General features: G+C 39.3%; 15 protein-coding genes and 4 tRNA genes. 1 reads left to right on the top strand and 18 read right to left on the bottom strand.

All coding sequences use genetic code 11. The features are described from left to right. The 17 genes from ESZ26_RS14270 to argC all read right to left on the bottom strand — a co-directional run. The coding region (locus ESZ26_RS14270) for a GTP-binding protein (RefSeq protein WP_244947087.1) at window positions 1-126 on the bottom strand (126 nt) is incomplete at its 3' end. Between the two features lie 67 nt (window positions 127-193). After that, window positions 194-269: transfer RNA gene (locus ESZ26_RS14275), tRNA-Thr, on the bottom strand. A 13-nt stretch (window positions 270-282) separates the two neighbouring features. Next, window positions 283-356 (bottom strand) — tRNA-Gly (locus tag ESZ26_RS14280). A 24-nt stretch (window positions 357-380) separates the two neighbouring features. Then, window positions 381-465 (bottom strand) — tRNA-Tyr (locus tag ESZ26_RS14285). Window positions 466-490: 25 nt separating this feature from the next. After that, window positions 491-566, bottom strand: a tRNA-Thr gene (locus ESZ26_RS14290). 152 nt (window positions 567-718) lie between these two features. Beyond that, on the bottom strand, window positions 719-1,435 hold the full coding sequence (locus tag ESZ26_RS14295; RefSeq protein WP_146800144.1) for a type III pantothenate kinase: 717 nt from the start codon (window positions 1,433-1,435) through the stop codon (window positions 719-721). Further along, a complete protein-coding gene (birA, locus tag ESZ26_RS14300; protein WP_146800145.1) occupies window positions 1,432-2,442 on the bottom strand; it encodes a bifunctional biotin--[acetyl-CoA-carboxylase] ligase/biotin operon repressor BirA in 1,011 nt (336 codons plus the stop codon). Before birA ends, ESZ26_RS14295 begins: the two co-directional genes overlap by 4 nt. Window positions 2,443-2,444: 2 nt before the next feature. Beyond that, complete coding sequence (murB, locus tag ESZ26_RS14305; protein WP_146800146.1) at window positions 2,445-3,470, bottom strand: UDP-N-acetylmuramate dehydrogenase; 1,026 nt, start codon at window positions 3,468-3,470, stop codon at window positions 2,445-2,447. 711 nt (window positions 3,471-4,181) lie between these two features. After that, window positions 4,182-6,347 carry a GumC family protein gene (locus ESZ26_RS14310; protein WP_146800147.1) on the bottom strand — a complete coding sequence of 722 codons (2,166 nt, stop codon included), beginning with the start codon at window positions 6,345-6,347 and terminating at the stop codon, window positions 4,182-4,184. A gap of 85 nt (window positions 6,348-6,432) precedes the next feature. Next, entirely contained in the window at window positions 6,433-6,948 is a 516-nt protein-coding gene (locus ESZ26_RS14315; protein WP_146800148.1) for a polysaccharide biosynthesis/export family protein, read from the bottom strand. A gap of 14 nt (window positions 6,949-6,962) precedes the next feature. Continuing rightward, window positions 6,963-8,156: an outer membrane beta-barrel protein gene (locus tag ESZ26_RS14320; RefSeq protein WP_146800149.1), complete on the bottom strand. Its 1,194-nt coding sequence runs from the start codon at window positions 8,154-8,156 to the stop codon at window positions 6,963-6,965. Between the two features lie 242 nt (window positions 8,157-8,398). Continuing rightward, the gene (argA, locus tag ESZ26_RS14325; protein ID WP_146800150.1) at window positions 8,399-9,718 is read right to left on the bottom strand and encodes an amino-acid N-acetyltransferase; all 1,320 of its coding nucleotides are present in this window, start codon (window positions 9,716-9,718) and stop codon (window positions 8,399-8,401) included. A 105-nt stretch (window positions 9,719-9,823) separates the two neighbouring features. After that, the gene (gene argH, locus ESZ26_RS14330) at window positions 9,824-11,767 is read right to left on the bottom strand and encodes an argininosuccinate lyase (protein ID WP_146800151.1); all 1,944 of its coding nucleotides are present in this window, start codon (window positions 11,765-11,767) and stop codon (window positions 9,824-9,826) included. A gap of 2 nt (window positions 11,768-11,769) precedes the next feature. Beyond that, entirely contained in the window at window positions 11,770-13,041 is a 1,272-nt protein-coding gene (locus tag ESZ26_RS14335; RefSeq protein ID WP_146800152.1) for an argininosuccinate synthase, read from the bottom strand. 77 nt (window positions 13,042-13,118) lie between these two features. Further along, entirely contained in the window at window positions 13,119-14,069 is a 951-nt protein-coding gene (locus ESZ26_RS14340) for an ornithine carbamoyltransferase (RefSeq protein WP_146800153.1), read from the bottom strand. 49 nt (window positions 14,070-14,118) lie between these two features. Further along, the gene (gene argB, locus ESZ26_RS14345; protein WP_223271655.1) at window positions 14,119-14,913 is read right to left on the bottom strand and encodes an acetylglutamate kinase; all 795 of its coding nucleotides are present in this window, start codon (window positions 14,911-14,913) and stop codon (window positions 14,119-14,121) included. Continuing rightward, window positions 14,913-15,947 (bottom strand): N-acetyl-gamma-glutamyl-phosphate reductase, encoded by a 1,035-nt coding sequence (argC, locus tag ESZ26_RS14350; protein WP_146800154.1) that lies wholly within the window; start codon window positions 15,945-15,947, stop codon window positions 14,913-14,915. Before argC ends, argB begins: the two co-directional genes overlap by 1 nt. Before the next feature lie 185 nt (window positions 15,948-16,132). On the opposite strand from argC, the gene argE reads away from it, so the two are divergent. After that, window positions 16,133-17,281: an acetylornithine deacetylase gene (argE, locus tag ESZ26_RS14355; protein WP_146800155.1), complete on the top strand. Its 1,149-nt coding sequence runs from the start codon at window positions 16,133-16,135 to the stop codon at window positions 17,279-17,281. An 80-nt stretch (window positions 17,282-17,361) separates the two neighbouring features. On the opposite strand, the gene ESZ26_RS14360 is transcribed toward argE, so the two are convergent. After that, entirely contained in the window at window positions 17,362-19,263 is a 1,902-nt protein-coding gene (locus ESZ26_RS14360) for a beta-ketoacyl synthase (protein ID WP_146800156.1), read from the bottom strand. Window positions 19,264-19,302 lie beyond the last annotated feature (39 nt).

Here is a 19,302-nt window from a genome sequence, read left to right on the forward strand (position 1 = left end):
ACCACCGTGTACTTTAGTTAATACTGCAGAGATAGCAGCTGTTAAAGTAGTTTTACCGTGATCAACGTGTCCGATAGTACCAACGTTTACATGCGGTTTTAAACGTTCAAATTTTGCTTTAGCCATTATGTAATGCCTCTGAAATAAATTAACAAAAATAAAATAAATTTAGTGAGATAGAAATCTTAAGGAATGGTGCTGATAGGCAGATTCGAACTGCCGACCTCACCCTTACCAAGGGTGCGCTCTACCAACTGAGCCATATCAGCAATCACTTAAAGATGGAGCGGACGGCGAGAATCGAACTCGCAGCTTTAGCTTGGAAGGCTAAGGTATTACCACTATACGACGTCCGCTTTTCTATCTTCATTATTGCAAAGTGGTGGAGGGAGGTGGATTCGAACCACCGAAGGCTGAGCCGTCAGATTTACAATCTGATCCCTTTGGCCACTCGGGAACCCCTCCAATACTTTTACAACAATTTTATTAATGGTGCCGACTGCCGGAGTCGAACTGGCGACCTACTGATTACAAGTCAGTTGCTCTACCAACTGAGCTAAGTCGGCACTACATTAAGTGGTGCGAATTCTAGTGGAATGTTTTCTCCCTTGCAAGCCTAAAAACAAAAAAAAACCATGTTTTTAATCATTTGATGTTTTTTTAATCGCCTAACGTTAAATGTTGCCACAAACTAGCGATATAATTTGCCATAAGTGACTTAAAATCGTTGCATGCCGATAAAGACTAGCTCATTTATAATACGATGTTGCGTGTTTAATAAAGCCGCTACTTTTTCAGCATTACCGCCAGTGAGTAAGACGTTATCTAATGACACTTCTTTACTCGCTTGTTTGATGCCTTGTTCAATAAAGCCAAGTGTTGCTGCCCAGCAAGCATTATTAACACCATCAGAGGTGCTTTTACCAAAAGAAATATTGCCTTGATGCTCTTGAGTTGCCAATACTTGTGAGGTATTTGATAAAAGGCTATTAAATAAAATATCGATACCCGGTAAAATCCAACCGCCTAAATGCATCCCCTTATTATTGAGTAAATCAATAGTTGTTGCTGTTCCTGCATCAACAATAAGGACATTTTGATCGGGATATAAAATATTAGTGGCGAGTAACGTCAACCACCTATCAATACCTAACGTTGTCGGTTGTTGGTAACTTGAGGTAACGCCAAAGCGTTTACTTTCACTTTTTATAATATCTAATTCAATATTATGTTGCTGAGCATAGCTTATAAAAACGTCAATTATATAGGCTTCGCTAACACTCGCAATTACAATCGACTCTACTGATTCTGTAAGGCTAGTTAGCCACTTTTCATTAATGGCTTCATTTCGTTCACTTTGAATCATTGATAATACACCTTGTTGTTCGAAGGTGTATTTAGTGCGAGTGTTGCCAATATCAACTAATAATCTCATGAGTCTGCCCTTAAGCTAACTTCTCCGCCATAAACCGGGCTAATTTGACCATCAACTTCTAGCAACAAAGCGCCTTGGTTATTAATCCCTCGACAAATACCTTTCTTTTCACGCGTGCCGGTGATCAACTTTACCGCTTTATTGAAATAAAAATCTTGCTTGGCCCATTCATTGGCCATGGTCAGCAACCCCTCATGTTGATGCTGTTGTAGCCGTAATGAAAGTTTGGAAATTAACGTCGCCGCTAAAGCATTTCGGTCAATGGTATTTATAACGCTATCGTCACTCTTGCTTGTATTTTTAGTAATGGCTGCTTGCAAGTCCGTCCAAGGTTGATCGACTTGTTCAGCGCTTTTTTGTGGCATGTTGATGTTCAAACCGATACCAATAATACAATGACAGGGTTCAAGTGCCTGCCCATCCAAATCGATTAGAATACCCGCGAGCTTAACACCACCAAAATAAATATCATTGGGCCATTTTAACTGCACATCAATTTGATAAAGTTCTTTAATCGCATCGCTGACCGCCAATGCTGAAACTACACTTAATCCCATAGCTGCCGCCATACCTTGCTCTAAATACCAATACATCGACATATAGATGTGAGAACCAAAGGGAGAAATCCACTTCCTACCACGCCGACCGCGCCCTGCATCTTGATATTCAGCTAAACATACTTGTAAATTATGATTTTGATTGGGTAAACGACGTAGTAAATAGCTATTGGTTGAGTCAATAATATTATGCACTTCAACTTTATTTTTCTGACCCCATTCGTTTAGCTTTTGTTGAATTTCTTTTTCATCTAATAGTGTTAATGGTTCAGATAGTTTATAGCCTTTTCCGGTCACACTATAAATATCAAGCCCCATCTCAATTAGCGAAGCGATATGATTAGATATTGCGGCCCGACTAACCCCTAGCTGCTCACCTAGCCATTGACCAGAAACAAATTGTCCATTGGCTAAGTATTGTATTAACTGTTCTCGTATTACTTTTGCCATAATCAGTTTATAGCTCCTAAGGTAACTTCGCCCTGCTCTGCGATCATTCTTACTTCAGGCTGAAGGCATATTGCAAAAAGGTCAAAAACAGTTTTTTGCACATAAATAGCAAGATTTTTTATATCTAACCCGCTAGCTGAGTCAAGGTTGGTTAGCACTAACGCTTGTTTATCGTGCACGGCTGCGCCACTCATTTGATAGCCTTTTAACGCTGACTTTTCAATTAACCAGCCTGCTGCCAATTTAACGCTACCGTTACTTTGTCGGTAATAAGGGATGGTTGGATGATTATTTTTTAAAGATAAAAATTGTGCTGCACTGACCAAGGGGTTTTTAAAAAAGCTGCCCGCGTTTGGAATGACCTTAGGGTCAGGCAGTTTACTGTTTCTTATGGCGATCACCGCATTCATGATAGCTTTAGCACTCGTATTTTCAGGTAAGTCCTTTAGCCCTTGATAGTTAAGTTTTGGCTGCCAGTTTTTTGGAAAACGTAAAGTAATATCGGTGATGATGCCTTTATTTTTTAGCTGTTGTTTGAAAATACTATTTCGGTAACCAAATTGACATTGAGCCTTAAACAAGTGCTGTGATTTATTTTCAGCAAAATCAAACCAAGTGACAGATTCAATAAAGTCAGCAATTTCGACACCATAAGCGCCAATATTTTGTACTGGTGCAGCGCCAACACTACCAGGGATAAGCGCTAAGTTTTCTAAGCCGTTAATGCCCTTATTAATACAAAAACAGACTAAGTCATGCCAATTTTCACCGCACGCGGCATTGACCTGATAATAGTCATTTGTTTCTTTAACATGAATCCCTAAAAACTCAGGCTTAATAATCACTGGCGTAAAGTCTTCAACAAATAGCGTATTACTGCCTTCTCCTAAAATATAAAAGCATCCACTAGTTACGGTAGCTAATAGCTGCAAGTCTTGATCATTTTTTGGATAATAGATAACGGGGGTCACTGTGTCGACAGCAAAACTATTATTTTTTTGTAGGGAAAATTGTTGCAGTGATTTCATATTATAAGCAGAAGTAGGTACTGGTAAAAACTTACCCTTATTCTACCGCAGTTTTCAATAAGCGGAAGTGCTTAATATCGAGAATAATAATAACCTTGTTTGAGCACCGGCAATTTAACAATATTAATGACTACCGCGTTCGTTGTAGTACTTATTTTGGTACTTATCAGAATCAATACTTTGGCTGTGATTAATAATGCCTGCTAATATTGAGTGTTTTGGCTATTGATACCTAGACAAGCACTAACCTTGCTTGCGTACTGGCAGTTTGACAATCTTAATTTACTACCGCGTTCGTTGTAATACCTATTTGGGTACTTGTCAGAATCAATACTTTGGCTGTGATTAATAATGCCTGCTAATATTGAGTGTTTTGGCTATTGATACCTAAACAAGCACTAACCTTGCTTGCGTACTGGCAGTTTGACAATATTAATTTACTACCGCGTTCGTTGTAATACCTATTTGGGTACTTGTCAGAATCAATACTTTGGCTGTGATTAATAATAATGCCTGCTAATATTGAGTGTTTTGGCTATTGATACCTAAACAAGCACTAACCTTGCTTGCGTACTGGCAGTTTGACAATATTAATTTACTACCGCGTTCGTTGTAATACCTATTTGGGTACTTGTCAGAATCAATATTTTGGCTGTGATTAATAATGCCTGCTAATATTGAGTGTTTTGGCTATTGATACCTAAACAAGCACTAACCTTGCTTGCGTACTGGCAGTTTGACAATATTATTAGCTCGTTCGTTGTAGTACTTATTTTGGTACTTATCAGAATCAATACTTTGGCTGTGATTAATAATAATACCTGCTATGGGCGCATTAACTTGCTTGAGCATACGTAAACCTGTGGTAATTTGCTCACGTTTAGTTTTTTCACCGTGAACAACATACAAAACCGTTTCAACGAGTTTAGAAATAATTGCTGCATCACTAACAGCATTTACCGGAGGAGTCTCAATAATAATCCGGTCATAAAAATTACCAAACACTTTAATCAGCATATTAAAGCGCTTCATCGATAAAAAAACCAGCGGGTTAGCAGGAGAAATACCTGAGGTTAAAATATCTAACTTTAAATTTTTATCACGGATAATACATTCATTAATCTGATGTGTTTTGGCTAATAAATTCGATAGTCCTGGACGATAAGGGCTCAAGTTCATGTTTTTCGCTACGGTTGGATGTCGCATATCCGCTTCAATAAGCAAGACCTTTTCCATTTCACTAAACGAACGCGCTAAATGAAGTGCCACGGTCGACTTACCCTCACTTGGCACAGAGGATGTTATCGCAATTATTTTGGCTGGCTTACTTTCACCATTAAACAATAAAGAGGTTCTTAAGGTACGTACTGCTTCGGTAAAACGATTATCGGTGTAATAGGGATCACCCTTTTTTTCTGCATTGGGTGCTTGAAACTTCGGCAAAATAGCAAGAACGGGGGCTTCAGTAAAGCTATCAAGTTTTCGACGTGAATTTAGCGTATCCATTGATAGCTCACGCATAATAATAATAATAGCAATAACCGCAAACGATAACATAAAGCTAAGAATCACTATTAATGCTTTTTTGGGAGCAAATCTATTAAGTGGTATGATGGCTTTATCGATAAAGCGTACATAAAAATTCGCTTTATAATTACCCATAGCGTCAGTTTCTTTTAAGCGGACTAAATAATTATTATAAAGTTCTTTATTGGTATCTACTTCGCGCTGCAATTGTGAAAATTTATTTTGTAAGCGACTTAAGCGTAAGTAATCAACTTTAGCAATTGCTAAGCGATTCTTAGTCGCTTTAACTTTTTCGGAAGAGTTTAAGTAGTCTTTTTCAATAGAAATAACAATTTCATCAACAAGCTCTACAATACCTTTTTGTAGTGACTCTAGTTCTGCTTGCACGGCAATATGTTTGGGGTGTTTAGGTCCATAACGCTTCGACAGCTCAAATATTTTACGTGCTGCTTTTTCATCTGCACGCCGTAATTGTACAAGATCACTTTGCTGACTAATTTCCTGAAGTTCAAGTAGTTGCGCGGTATTTTTTCGTCGATTTTGCATGCTTTGATAAGTAACTTCTAGGTCATCTTTGATTTTTTCAGCTCGAATTGCTGAAGAAGTTAGCTCAGTTAATTCAGAGCTCACTAGGCCAGCAATCCCTAAAATATCAACAATACCTTCGGCTTCACGATATTCTTGTAGTGCTTGCTCTGATGTTTCCAGCTTCTTTTCTAATTCTTCAAGTTGGTCAACCAGCCATTGTGATGTTGACTCCTTTGACGCGCTATGAATTTCGTCCTGATATTGAAGATAAGTATGACCAATTTGATTAGCGACTTCTTGTGCTAATTTTGGCGAGTGTGCAACAAAACTTATTTTAACCAGTTCGGTACTGGCAATAGGTGAAATAGTTAAACGACCTTCAAACGTTGATATCAAACTACTGACTGTTGGTTTGATACTCCTCTTTCCAATGTTAGCGAAAAAGCTTATTTTGTCATTATATTTACCACTATTAAATTCCTGATGTTCAACCAAATTTAAGCTAACAATAACGCGCTCAGCAAATTTTCGTGACTTTAATAATTCGTACTGGGTTTTAACTTGCTCTTTACTAGCACTAGATTCATTAAAGGCGTCATTAATCGATAAGGTATTAGAGGGTTTATTGCTGCCTATTTGTAAAATAGCCGTTGCTTTAAAAGAAGGTTTAAGCAGTGAAACGTAAAACGCGACTATTAATGAAACGAGTAAAGTAAAGAAGACAATCTGCCACCGTCGAGACCAAAGCGGTCTTAAGACTTCTTTTAAATCTATCTCTTGGTTTTGGGCATTAAAATTTATGCTTTGATTATCGTTTAACATTACTGCTCATTATTATTTTTAACAACCACATATAAATACGGCTAATAAAATTTGTCGAAAATCCTTTTCAATTTTTATTTTTATTTTAGAAAAAACTTTGCTCTATTTTTATCATATCATCAGGATGAATTTCAGTAGCAACATTTCCTGCTAGCGTTACTTTAACGCCTTTAACTAGTCGAGTTACTTTCCAATTGGACGTCGACGCTCTATTGGATAATCCTCCCGCTATTGCAATGGCTTTATCCAAGGTCAAATAATCTTGATAAGGATAGCCTCCCGGTCGCTTAACTTGTCCATGAATAAAAAACGGCCGATAGATAGCAACAGAAACAGACACTTGTGGGTCAACAATATAATCTCCTAACAAGCCTTTTCTTATCGTGGTTTCCAGCTTCTTGGTCGATAAACCTATCACTTGTATATCAGCTAAAAAGGGAAAAGATATAAAACCAGATTTATCAATCTTCACATCGGTTGTTAAATCGTCTTCGCCGTAGACAACAATATGTATTTGATCGCCCGGACCCAATAAATAATTACTTGCCCCACAAAAAAAACTGCAAAGCATTAAAATCAGTGATACTAAAAAAGATCGCATATTTTTATCCAACACTAAAGCACAACACTAAAGCCTAACGATAAGCTGTTACCCTGATTATTTAGCCTATCGTTACTTGCTGTAAGTTCTTTAAAAGTAAACCCAGCAAAAATAGTTAACCAATCATTACGTTGATAATTCAACTTTATCTCTGAGTACAAGTATTCTTCACTAGCCGTTTTATCAAGATAAACTATCTCTTCTTGTCTGTACCCTACAAGCGCCGACGTTTGAAAGTAATCGGTAAGTTGATGAGTTATTTGTAAATTAGTGCTATCAACAATGCGGTAACTGTCTGCAATTCGGTTAGTGGTTTCATAATTTCGTTCGGTGTTTATGTTCATTTTTATAAAACGTATCGGTTGCCAATTAATATCAATTCGCCATTTAAAGCGAGTATCGCTGGCAAACAATGTCTCTTCAAAAGTTAACCTTTGATAACCGATTAACGCTTGCAGTTGAGTGATCGCTGTCGATTGCCACTTCATACCAACTAATACCGCATATACATCTTTATTTAACGGTCTATTATATTGAAAGTCTGACTGGGTATAAGCTAAGTCGACAGCAAAATATGTCTTTCCCGAGAGTAAATAATCAACACTAGCCAATACGCTTTGATCAACACGGTCAAGTGCCTTATTTTCTGCTCTTCTTGTTTTATAACGGAAGTCTTGTTGACCGATTGAAAGTTTTAATCTCGCCACTGAGTCAATTTGGCCATATAAATAGCCTATATTAGCAGCAACTGTTTTTTTATCATCTCCGCTTGTTAGCGATTCTGCTTCACCTAAAGACAGTGCGGTACCGCGGTACTCATAGCTTTCTTGTAACTTAATATCGGCAAACAGGGTTTTATTATCATCGAGTTTGAAGAAATATCTCGGTTGAAATAATAAGTCATTATGGTCGTCTTCACTAAACTGGCTAAATTGATAATGACTGACCTTTGCTGCCATTTGTATTAAATGTCGTGAGACCTGTGTCTGAATAAAAATGGACGGTGCAATTTTTATGTAGCCAGTACTTTCTTCATCATTGCCTTGATTAAGAAAGTTACTTATTTGACCATATTCAGATAACAACGTTGCTGTAAATTTATTACCACTTTCGAGTGCGAAATCAGTTTGCGCTTTAAGGGTAAAAGAAGTCAGTAAAGCAATCACAGCAGAAATTAAAAAAGTGACTAAAAATCTAAATATGACCATTGAAAACTATAAGCCTTACAAACAAATAATGAGCGCGGCGAACAATATGCCCTAAAAGTAACGAATATGAAACATTACTGTTACATAAGTACGCTTTTATCAAGAATAAAGCTCTTTTAATCTTGATAAAAGCAAACACAAAGCATTTACAGCTCAGCTAAAAAACAAAAATACCGCTTTTAAAAGCGGCATTTTTTCTTGCAGATGATCAAATGTTGAACTGAATACTGTAATATATTTAACTAAATATGTTTAATATAGACCTTAGATTTTCGTTGAAAATTATAGAGCTGTTTTTTACCTTCAGGTAAATCTTCCATTGAACTTTCAATAAAACCTTGTTCACGAAACCAATGACCACTGACCGTTGTTAAGACAAATAAAGAGCTTAAGTCTTGCTCAAAAGCTTTAACTTCTAAGGCATTCATCAAGCGCTCGCCGCGATTACCATTACGATAATCGGGGTGAATCGCCACACAGGCTATTTCACCTGAACCTGCTTCGGGATAAGGATATAAAGCAGCACAAGCAATAATAACATCTTCCTTTTTAAGTACCGTAAAGCGATCAATTTCAACTTCAAGTAGTTCACGCGAGCGTTTAACCAAAATACCTTCCTCTTCTAGAGGTGCAATCAGTTCTAAAATACCACCGACATCATCGATACTGGCCGTACAAACTTCTTCTGCATGATCTTTGGCTATTAAAGTACCTGCGCCATCACGGGTGAATAACTCTTGTAATAAAGCACTGTCACTTTGGTAGCTCACGCAATGACAACGTTCTACACCATTTTCTCCGCTCTGAATAATGGCTCGTAGTAATAATTGTCGGACATGACAATCTTTATCATCCAATAATGTTTTAACTCGGCGCACACTACAACTACGAATAAGCTCACCGGATTCATCAATTAAACCATCCTCTTGAGTAAAGGTAATTAATTTATCCGCTTTAAGGGCGAGCGCTGTTTTAGTGGCAACATCTTCAAGGGCTAAGTTAAATACCTCGCCGGTAGAAGAATAACCAATCGGCGATAATACCACTATCGAGCCATAATCAAGCTGAGTATGAATACCGACCGCATCGATTCTTCTTACGCTCCCGGTATACTTATAGTCGATGCCATCACGCACCCCTATTGGTTTAGCAATAACAAAGTTTCCGGTGCTAACCCGAATTCGCGAACCATGCATAGGCGAATTAACTAGGCCCATAGTGAGCAAAGCCTCAATATGCAAGCGCAATGAACCGGTTGCATCCTTTACCGCAACCAGGGTTTCAGCATCGGTGACTCTAATATTATTTTCAATATGACGCGTAATGTTACGCTGCTCCATACGTTCTTCTATCTGTGGTCTAGCGCCATGAACTAAAACTAACTTAACACCCAAGCTACGCAACAAAGCAATATCATGAATAATATTGGCAAAATTTGGGTGAAGCACGGCTTCGCCACCAAACATAAGTACCACTGTTTTTCCACGATGCGCATTAATATAGGGCGCAGCATTTCTAAACCATTTAACATAATTTTGATCGTTATTATTGATGCTATCCATTATCTGAGTTGTAACTACCTATTTGTTTATCGCAAGCGCTAAGCGCGCTTACGATTTTAGCTAACGTGAATACTTTGCCTAAATCAGTTTAAACGACTACTGAAATTATGCCTGTTGAGGCTGACTGAGTATGTATTCCATAGCGACTTCGTCAGCAGGGTCTTTATGCGGGCTAGGTTCGCTGTCTTCAATAATATTATCTGCTAGTGAACTTTTATCAATTAAGTTAAAACCAAGTTGCTGAAAATATTGTGGAATATAAGTTAAAACAATAATTTGCTCTAATTCCATTTGATAAGCGAACTCTAACAAATATTGAATAAGTGCTTTGCCTTGACCTTGCTGCTGAGCATCATCTTGTAAAACAACTGAGCGTATTTCAGCTAAACCTGTTTGATAGATATACAGTGATGCACTGCCAACAACTTTACCGTCAAGCTCAGCAACAACAAAATTCTGAATGTCATGAATAATATTGTCACGTGACCGTGGCAGTATTTCACCTTTATCGGCCCAAAAATTAGTCAGTTGATAAATACTGTCAACATCAGACATTCTCGCTCGACGAACCGACATCGCGGCAGCACGCTGGGCGTTTAAACGCTGTTTTACTTGCTTTAATGCCCTTTGAATTCTTTGTTTACCTGGCGCACCAACAACTTGCTCATTTAAGATAGCTTCATTGCCAGACTGCGTAGTCGCCAGCGCTTTTTCAACTTGTGAACGGGAAGTACCGCCGAGCGCTTCACGTTTATTAAGCGTCGATTCAATAGAAAGATGCTGATAAACATCTTGCTCAATTCTATCGCTGAATGCTTGTAGTTGGCTTATCGTTAAGTCTTCTAAAGGTACACCTTTATCAATAGCGGCTAAGACGACTTCACCAACAATATGATGTGCTTCACGAAATGGAATATCTTTACCGACGAGATAGTCAGCAAGCTCAGTGGCATTGGCATAGCCTTGCTGGGCCGCCGCCAATGTCCTTGAGCGATTTACTTTCAAACCATCAGCAACAAGTACGGCCATTTCCATACATTCTTGCCACGTATCGAGCGCGTCAAATAAACCTTCTTTGTCTTCTTGCATATCTTTATTATAGGCAAGCGCCAACGCTTTCATGGTGGTTAACATTCCCGTTAAAGCGCCAAAAACACGCCCTGATTTACCACGAATAAGTTCACAGGCATCAGGATTTTTCTTCTGAGGCATTAATGATGAACCCGAGCTCACCAAATCACTCATTTCTACAAACCCAGCTTCACCTGAATTATAAAAAATTAAATCTTCAGCAAAGCGTGACAAATGCATCATTGAAATACTGGCTGAGGCCAACAATTCAATGACATGATCGCGGTCAGAAACGGCATCAAGACTGTTCATGGTGGCAGTTCTAAAACCTAAACGACTTGCCAGTGCGTTTCTGTCAATCGGATACGCGGTACCCGCTAAGGCGCCAGAGCCGAGTGGCGAAACATCTAAACGATAAAGCGCATCTTTTAAACGGCCGATATCACGATTAAACATTTCTACATACGCTAAACACCAGTGACCAAAAGTTATTGGCTGCGCTCTTTGTAAATGGGTATAACCCGGTAATACCGTATCTTTTTCACGTTCGGCTAAATTCATCATCGCTTGTTGTAAATTAACAAGAGCAAACAGTAAATCGCCGCCCTTTTCTTTACACCAGAGTTTTAAATCAGTCGCTACTTGGTCATTACGGCTACGCCCGGTATGAAGCTTCTTCCCTAAGTCACCGGTTTTTTCAATTAGCTGGATCTCTACCCAACTATGAATATCTTCAGCATCAGACAACAATATTTGTTGCGGATTTTCTTCTACCGACGCTTTTAATTCTTGCAGCGCTGCCGTTAAGCGAACAAGTTCATCACCGTCAATAACACCTACTTCATGAATAGCCTGTGCCCAAGCGATTGAGCCGACAATGTCTTGCACTGCCATGCGGTAATCTACCGGCAATGAGTCATTAAACTTCTTAAATTGTAAACTCGCTTTTTCTTTAAAGCGTCCGCCCCATAAAGCCATGACTATTTTTCCTTATGCTTTAACACAGTATCTTTTTGCGAAAGTGCGGTGATCCTACTCGACAAGCTAAATAAACGAATAAACCCTTCGGCATGTTTTTGGTCATAAACATCGTCAGCACCAAAAGTAGCAAACGCTTCAGAATACAAACTATTTGGCGAGCGACGTTGTATCACTTGCGCCATGCCTTTATATAATTTAACAACAACATCACCGGTTAGCTTTTCGGCAAAAGAGGCAGCAGAAGCCAATTGAGCTTTAGCCAGCGGGGTAAACCAGCGACCATCATAAATAACGTGTGAAAATTCAAGGCCAACAGATTCACGATATTTAAGCGATTCTTTATCGAGAATAAGCGATTCTAGGCCTTTATAAGCCGCCATTAAAATAGTACCGCCTGGCGTTTCATAGCAGCCACGAGATTTCATACCAACCAAACGGTTTTCGACAATATCGATTCTACCGACACCGTGGGCAGCTCCTTTGGCATTTAAATACATTAACGCTTGATAAGCACCCGCACTGTTTTCCTGGCCATTACCAGAGAAGTCTATACCATCAATAGCCACCAGCTCACCGTCAGCAAAGCTTAATTGTACTTTTTCAGGCTCATCTGGCGCATCCATCGGATCAACCGTCATGGTCCAGACTTCTTTTGATGGCTCACACCAAGGGTCTTCTAACTCACCGCCTTCATGAGAAATATGCCAAGCATTCGCATCACGACTGTAAATTTTAGTCAATGACGCCGCACAAGGAATATTACGTTCGGCCAGATAATCAAGTAAGTCTTCACGTGAGACCATGTCCCACTCACGCCATGGCGCGATAACAGTAAGCTCTGGCGCTAGTGCAGCAAAACAAGATTCAAAACGAACTTGGTCGTTGCCTTTACCCGTACAACCATGACACACGGCATCAGCACCCACTTTAAGAGCAATTTCTATGTGTGCTTTAGCAATAATAGGTCGTGCCATTGACGTACCTAATAAATATTGTCCTTCGTATACTGCACCGGTTTTTAAAATGGGGTAAATATACTCTTTTACGTATTCTTCTTTAAGATCAACTACGTAACATTCAGATGCTCCTGAAGCAATCGCCTTCTCTTTAACGCCTTCAAGCTCTTCATCACCTTGACCGACATCAGCACAAAACGCGATAACCTCACAGCCTTGATAATTTTCTTTTAACCATGGGATAATCGCTGAGGTATCTAATCCACCAGAATATGCTAATACTACTTTTTTGATTTGTTTTTTTGCTAAAGCCATTGTCTTATTCCTACCTAATCTTGATAAATTGTCATACTGAATGTATTTCAGCTGCTGACCTAATATTTTCTACGCTATTATTTAGCTAATAAGGTAACCAGTACCGCATTTTGTGCCCACATTCTATTTTCTGCTGCTTGGAAAACTACCGACATTTCACTGTCAAAAAGTGCGGTTGTTATTTCTTCTTCTAAGTGTGCTGGTTGGCAATGCATCACAATACTGGCACCACTGTTTTTCATCATTTGATGGTTTACTTGATAAGGGGCAAACTTTTCTAAAAGTGCCGCTTTTTTACTGGCGTCTTCAAAGCCCATTGATACCCAAGTATCGGTATAAATAGCATCTTGCTGCCCTAAAGTATCAATATTTGAGGTAAGTACCAACTTACTTCCTGACTTATCTGCAAAAGCTTTTGCTTTTTCAAATAAATCATTCTTTGGCTCATGTCCGGCCGGACAAACCAAGGTAAAATCAACCCCTAAGATTGCAGCCATAAACATCAACGAGTTGGAAACATTGTTACCATCGCCAATATAAGCGAGCTTGACCTTTGTTAAGTCTGTGCCTTTACCTATAACAAAATGCTCTTGCAAGGTAACAAAATCTGCTAACGCTTGGCACGGATGATAAATATCACACAAGGCATTGATCACCGGAATACTGGCATGCTCAGCTAAACCTTCAATGGCACTATTTTCAAAAACACGCGCAACAATAGCATCGGCATAACAAGAAAGATTTTTAGCGTAATCACTGACTCTTTCGCGCTCGCCTAGTTTGCCATTTTGCTGACCTAAATATAGCGCATGGCCGCCTAATTTGTTAATACCCATGTCAAAACTTACGTGCGTTCTTAATGAAGGTTTCTCAAAAATCATCACTACAGATTTACCCGCTAAGGCTTTACTGTAATCGCCAGGGTGGTTTTTAATTTTTATTGCTAAAGCAATAAGATCTATTATTTGTGTTTTAGTTAGCTGATCATCCGCTAAAAAATTTTCTAATTTTGTCGGTACTGATGACATAATGCGTCCTATCCGAAAAGTCGGTAAGTTAAACGTGACTTAAATATTTCTAATGTGGCTGAATGCGTGTGCCGATTGCATCACCCTTTATTAAATTGATGATTTGCTCAGGCGACTGCCAACTGGCAACCGCGATACTTCGTCGCAACTGACTTGCGGCATGCAGGGCTGCATTCACTTTTGCGGTCATGCCGCCAGCAATAACACCTTGCTCTATTAACGTATTAGCCTGAGTTTTACTCAATGAGGCGATATATTCGCCACGCGCATCTTTTACACCATTGACGTCGGTAAGTAACAACAACTCAGCATTTAATAACTGACAAATAGCGACAGCGGCATCATCCGCATTTACATTGACCAATTCGCCACTGGCTAATGAGCCAATCGAAGAAATAATCGGTAAGAAGTTTGCGCTAAGTAAGGTATCGAGTAATTTACTATTTTGAGCATCAGGTTCGCCGACCATACCTAGGCCTTTTTCGCTTAACTTACATGAGACCATATCACCATCGAGAAGTGATAAGCCAACCGCTTGCATATGTAAGCTTACTGCAGTAGCAACAATCGCTTTATTGACACTGCCGGCTAATGCGCCAGCAATCAAGGGCATTTGTGCTTGAGGTGTCACCCGTAAACCGTGTTTTTTCTCAGTAGTAAAGCCTGCTTGGCTGAGCATGTCATCAACCACACAACCACCACCATGAACTAAAACTACCGCTTGGCCCTTTAATGAAGCAATAATTTTTAATAAATCGGTTAAGGCATCTTGTTTTTCAAGAATAGCGCCACCAATTTTAATCACTAACGGCTTACGAACTTTGCGACAGATTGACTTAGTCATTAACACTTCCCCAACGTTACATTATGCAGCAAACTATACTCACTCGGTAAACCCAAAGAAATGTTTGCGCATTGTACGGCCTGTGAAGCAGCACCTTTTAATAAATTATCGATAGCGCAACTCACCACCACGACTTGTTTTTCTTCATCAACTTGCCAATGCACATCAGCAAACGGCGTGTTCGCGACATTGTCTATTTTGGGCCAAGCCCCAGTTAACCGCACTAAAGGCTTATCTTGATAAGCGCTTAAAAAAGCGTCGTTAATTTGTTTGGTGGTAATACCGGCTTTAATTTGCAAAGTAACTGTCGCCAATAACCCTCTTTTATAAGGTGCAAGATGGGGATTAAAAATAACCGCTGCATTAGCTTCTTGGCTTATTTCTGGTTGATGTCTGTGCTGTAAAATATTGTATGGCGTTAAACTAACTTCATAAAAACTGGTCGCTAATGAGGCTTTTCTGCCTGCGCCACTGACGCCACTAATACCATTGACAACAATAAGTGAGTTTTCAAGGTGATAATTATTTGCAGTAATCGGTTTAAGCGATAATAAACTCGCTGTCGGGTAACAGCCCGGTACGGCAACTAATCGCGTATTAGCAATATCTTCTTGTTGCCATTCAGCTAAACCATATTTTGCTTGCGCAAGCGCCAATAAGTTTTTATGTTCAAAGCCGTAGAATGTTGGATAATCTTCACTATTTTTTAAACGAAAGCCACCAGAGAGATCGAAAACCTTAACACCCTGCTCAACAAAAGCTTGTGCCCAATCAGCACTAAATTCATGGGGTGTTGCAAAAAAAACCGCATCAAGTTCTGGCACTTTTTCATCGAACCAAGGCTGTGAAAAACAAACTAAAGGTAAATCACATACGCCTAAATAACGCGGATGTAGTTGCGAGAATGTCATATCTGCCGAGCTACTGTGTTCTGAAACCAGTAAGTATTCCAGGGAAATTTTATCGTGCGCAGACAATAAATTTATAAGCTCAGCACCGACATAACCACTTGCTCCAATAACCGCGACTTTCATACAACCTCATCTATTAATTTTTTATTAACCTAAGCAAAGCAGAAAACAAATTATTTTCAATAGCCTTCTCTATTTAGGTTATTTACACTAGAATAGGAAAATAACACCCAATGACTCGTTATGCAACAAATAAGCATAATTACCCATGGTTTTTTTATTTATTCATCTTTTAACTGTGAGCCACTATGAAAAATTTGCCCAACTTTACCGATTCATTAACACAACTAATTGCCAGTGCATCTATTAGCTCAACACAAGCGAGCTGGGATCAAGGGAATTTAGCGGTTATTCAACTATTGGCAAGCTGGTTTGAACAACTCGGTTTTAGTATCGACATTCAAGCGGTGCCAGAAACGCGCAATAAATATAACTTATTAGCAAAACTCGGTAGTGGTACAGGAGGGTTGTTACTCGCAGGTCATAGTGACACTGTACCTTTTGATGAAAATCGTTGGCTGTCAGACCCATTAAAAATTGTTGATAGAGATAATAAGTTTTATGGTTTAGGCACGTGTGATATGAAAGGTTTTTTTGCTTTTATTTTACAAGTCTGTAAAGGGTTAACGGCAAAACAGTTAAAAAAACCACTTTATATTTTAGCGACCGCAGACGAAGAAACCACCATGGCTGGCGCACGTTTTTTCACCCAAAATCAACAGATAAAACCCGATGTTGCCATTATTGGTGAGCCAACAAATTTGGTCCCTGTCATCATGCATAAAGGTCACATGTCTCACCGCATAACTATTCAGGGACAGTCAGGGCATTCAAGCAAACCAAGTTTAGGCGTAAATGCCATAGAAATTATCCACCAAGTGATTGGTCAATTAATGCAACTCAAAGAAAAATTGGCTCACAATTATAGTAATCAAGCCTTTGATGTAAAAGAGCCAACGCTTAATTTTGGCGCAATACACGGCGGGGACAATGCCAATAGAATTTGTGGTCACTGCGAGTTAGACATCGATATGCGTGCGCTACCTGGTATGAATGACAGCGAACTTATCTTACTACTCAGTGAAGCGTTAAAACCGTTGGCAGAAAAATACCCTAATAGAATTTCATTTAGCGAGCTGGATCCGAGTTCACCCAGTTTTGAACAAAATAAAAACAGTGATTTTGTGACTGTAGCCGAAGAAATAAGTGGTCATTCATGTTGTGCGGTAAACTATGCGACCGAAGCGCCATTTATTCAACAACTCGGTTGTCAAACTATCGTGTTAGGTCCTGGTTCCATTGATCAAGCGCATCAACCTAATGAATTTCTAGCGCATAGCGAAATTGATAAAACGGAACAACTATTACTAAAAATGATCGAAAGATACTGTTTATAAAGGTAAAAAAAAGCAAAGCTTTGACGCTTTGCTTTTTCATTCTTTATTTAATATAACCTAATACAAGGGTTGAGTTATTGCTACACCATATCAGCAAACGGGTTTTCACTCGGCAGGGCTATATTATTAGTAAAGCCGGTCATTGAAATATTTTCTCTATTTATTTCAATGTCATCATCGCCTAAAACCCCAACACCAAACTTGTAAATTAATTCAAATTGCCCGTTATTGGCTTTTTCTTGATAGATTTTTTGTTTCTCTTCTACCACAGATAACTTTTCCTGGTAACGGGTCATCTCTGCTATGCTGTAACGTTTTTTCAGCATAGCAAGCGTTACCTCTGGTGAAAGTAAAGTGGCCGTGGCATTGTTGCCACCAAAGCCTTTTGAATTGATAAAAGCAACATCCATTGCTTCACACTGCCAGTGATCAAGTGCGATATGTAAACGTTCATTATACACATCATCGGCAACTGATTTAATGGTGGTAATACCCGGCATAATGTTATGGGCAAAAACACCTAACGCCATGGTGATTTGGTCGCCACTTGCGGGTGCTATGGTATGACCAACATAAGCCTTAGGCGCCGCTACTGGCCAATTATGAATATCAAAAGTTTCGGCTAAACGGTGATAAATTAACGATTCTGTGACGCGGTTTTGTGGCGTACTTGAACCATGAGCTAATATAAAGCTGCGCTTCTGGACAGCTTCTTCACCTAAAATACTTTTTGCTAATGCCACCGACTTCGCCATGGTAATGTAATTACCCGGACCTGGCGCGGTAATAGATTTTTTAATACCATCGGCATTAATGAAAACATCAGCAACCGAACCCAAAGGTTTAGCACCTAGTTCAACCGCTAATTCGTCATCCATAATCACCAGAAAATGCGCTGCTTCGCCAATGGTAAAACCACAGTTTTCTCCAAACGGGCGACTGGTATTACGGTGGTCAGCTTGGCCATCAGTAATGCCATCAAGTTTTTTCAAACCTTCTTCATTAGCCAATGCGCTCATGTTACCGAAACCTTCAATAATTTCTGGTGTGATTGGGCTTTCACTACTACCAACAATAGCAACACGCACTCGACCTGATTTAATATCTTGAATAGCATTACGTAAGTTATAAAGAAAACTTGCACAAGCTCCAGTTGAGGTCGACGTGGTACCTACACTGCCAGTAACATAACCATTAATAAAATCGGCCGACATAGTGTTTAAACCCAGCGCTAAGTTTTTCGTGGTGACACGATCGCCATGCAGACGATTTTGTAACATGCCCCCTAAACCTTCTGATTGCATTTGACCAAAAGCTGATGAAGAATAAGTCCCGACATGGTCTGGGCTGACTTTTTCCAAAATTTCATCCCAGCTAAAGCCGGTTGAATGAATAGCGTCTGCCGCACCAAAAATAGTTGTTTGTAAGCCACGTGGCTGATAACGGCTATTATATAATGTTGACGGTTCAAAGCCGGTCGGTAATTGTCCCGCGGCTTTAATCGGATTATCTCGATAACTACTATGTTTAATGGCTAAGTTATCGGTAATTTCAACTTTTACACGTTTATCTGCTAAGGGGGTTATTTTCCATGAGCGCGGTAAGGGTTTTGGTAATTCTTTTTCTTTAATTTCAAAAGTAATATTTTCAGTGCTTGGTGTTGCCGCCATATTTGTATGGCAATGCGTTGCGTCAGGGTCAAAGTGATTACTTTCAATTTTACGAATAAGGGTGCCATCAAGAATTTGCTTACCAAAACGTGCTTCTACTTCGTTTAATGCAACGCAATTACCCTCAGCATCAACTAACTGACCTGCTTGGAAAGTTAAGATATTCATCAAAGTAGCAAGACCAACAAAAGTTTCTTGGCGTGCTTCTGCGGTTAATTTGTCGATAACGATACGACGAAAGCCTTGATGAAATGAGGTGCGGCCGGCAGCGTTTACGCCGCCCATGCCAACAATAATAGGTAAAGCAGTCATTTATAATTCTCTTAAATACATGAGTCGTAGTTCTTGTGC

Origin of the sequence: Colwellia hornerae (assembly GCF_007954355.1) — a bacterium.
Taxonomy (GTDB): Bacteria; Pseudomonadota; Gammaproteobacteria; order Enterobacterales; family Alteromonadaceae; genus Colwellia_A; species Colwellia_A hornerae.

Coding starts and splice junctions, on each gene's coding strand:
- ESZ26_RS14295 (WP_146800144.1), bottom strand. CDS start 1,435: ATGAGATTATTAGTTGATATTGGCAACACTCGCACTAAATACACCTTC.
- birA (WP_146800145.1), bottom strand. CDS start 2,442: ATGGCAAAAGTAATACGAGAACAGTTAATACAATACTTAGCCAATGGA.
- murB (WP_146800146.1), bottom strand. CDS start 3,470: ATGAAATCACTGCAACAATTTTCCCTACAAAAAAATAATAGTTTTGCT.
- ESZ26_RS14310 (WP_146800147.1), bottom strand. CDS start 6,347: ATGTTAAACGATAATCAAAGCATAAATTTTAATGCCCAAAACCAAGAG.
- ESZ26_RS14315 (WP_146800148.1), bottom strand. CDS start 6,948: ATGCGATCTTTTTTAGTATCACTGATTTTAATGCTTTGCAGTTTTTTT.
- ESZ26_RS14320 (WP_146800149.1), bottom strand. CDS start 8,156: ATGGTCATATTTAGATTTTTAGTCACTTTTTTAATTTCTGCTGTGATT.
- argA (WP_146800150.1), bottom strand. CDS start 9,718: ATGGATAGCATCAATAATAACGATCAAAATTATGTTAAATGGTTTAGA.
- argH (WP_146800151.1), bottom strand. CDS start 11,767: ATGGCTTTATGGGGCGGACGCTTTAAAGAAAAAGCGAGTTTACAATTT.
- ESZ26_RS14335 (WP_146800152.1), bottom strand. CDS start 13,041: ATGGCTTTAGCAAAAAAACAAATCAAAAAAGTAGTATTAGCATATTCT.
- ESZ26_RS14340 (WP_146800153.1), bottom strand. CDS start 14,069: ATGTCATCAGTACCGACAAAATTAGAAAATTTTTTAGCGGATGATCAG.
- argB (WP_223271655.1), bottom strand. CDS start 14,913: ATGACTAAGTCAATCTGTCGCAAAGTTCGTAAGCCGTTAGTGATTAAA.
- argC (WP_146800154.1), bottom strand. CDS start 15,947: ATGAAAGTCGCGGTTATTGGAGCAAGTGGTTATGTCGGTGCTGAGCTT.
- argE (WP_146800155.1), top strand. CDS start 16,133: ATGAAAAATTTGCCCAACTTTACCGATTCATTAACACAACTAATTGCC.
- ESZ26_RS14360 (WP_146800156.1), bottom strand. CDS start 19,263: ATGACTGCTTTACCTATTATTGTTGGCATGGGCGGCGTAAACGCTGCC.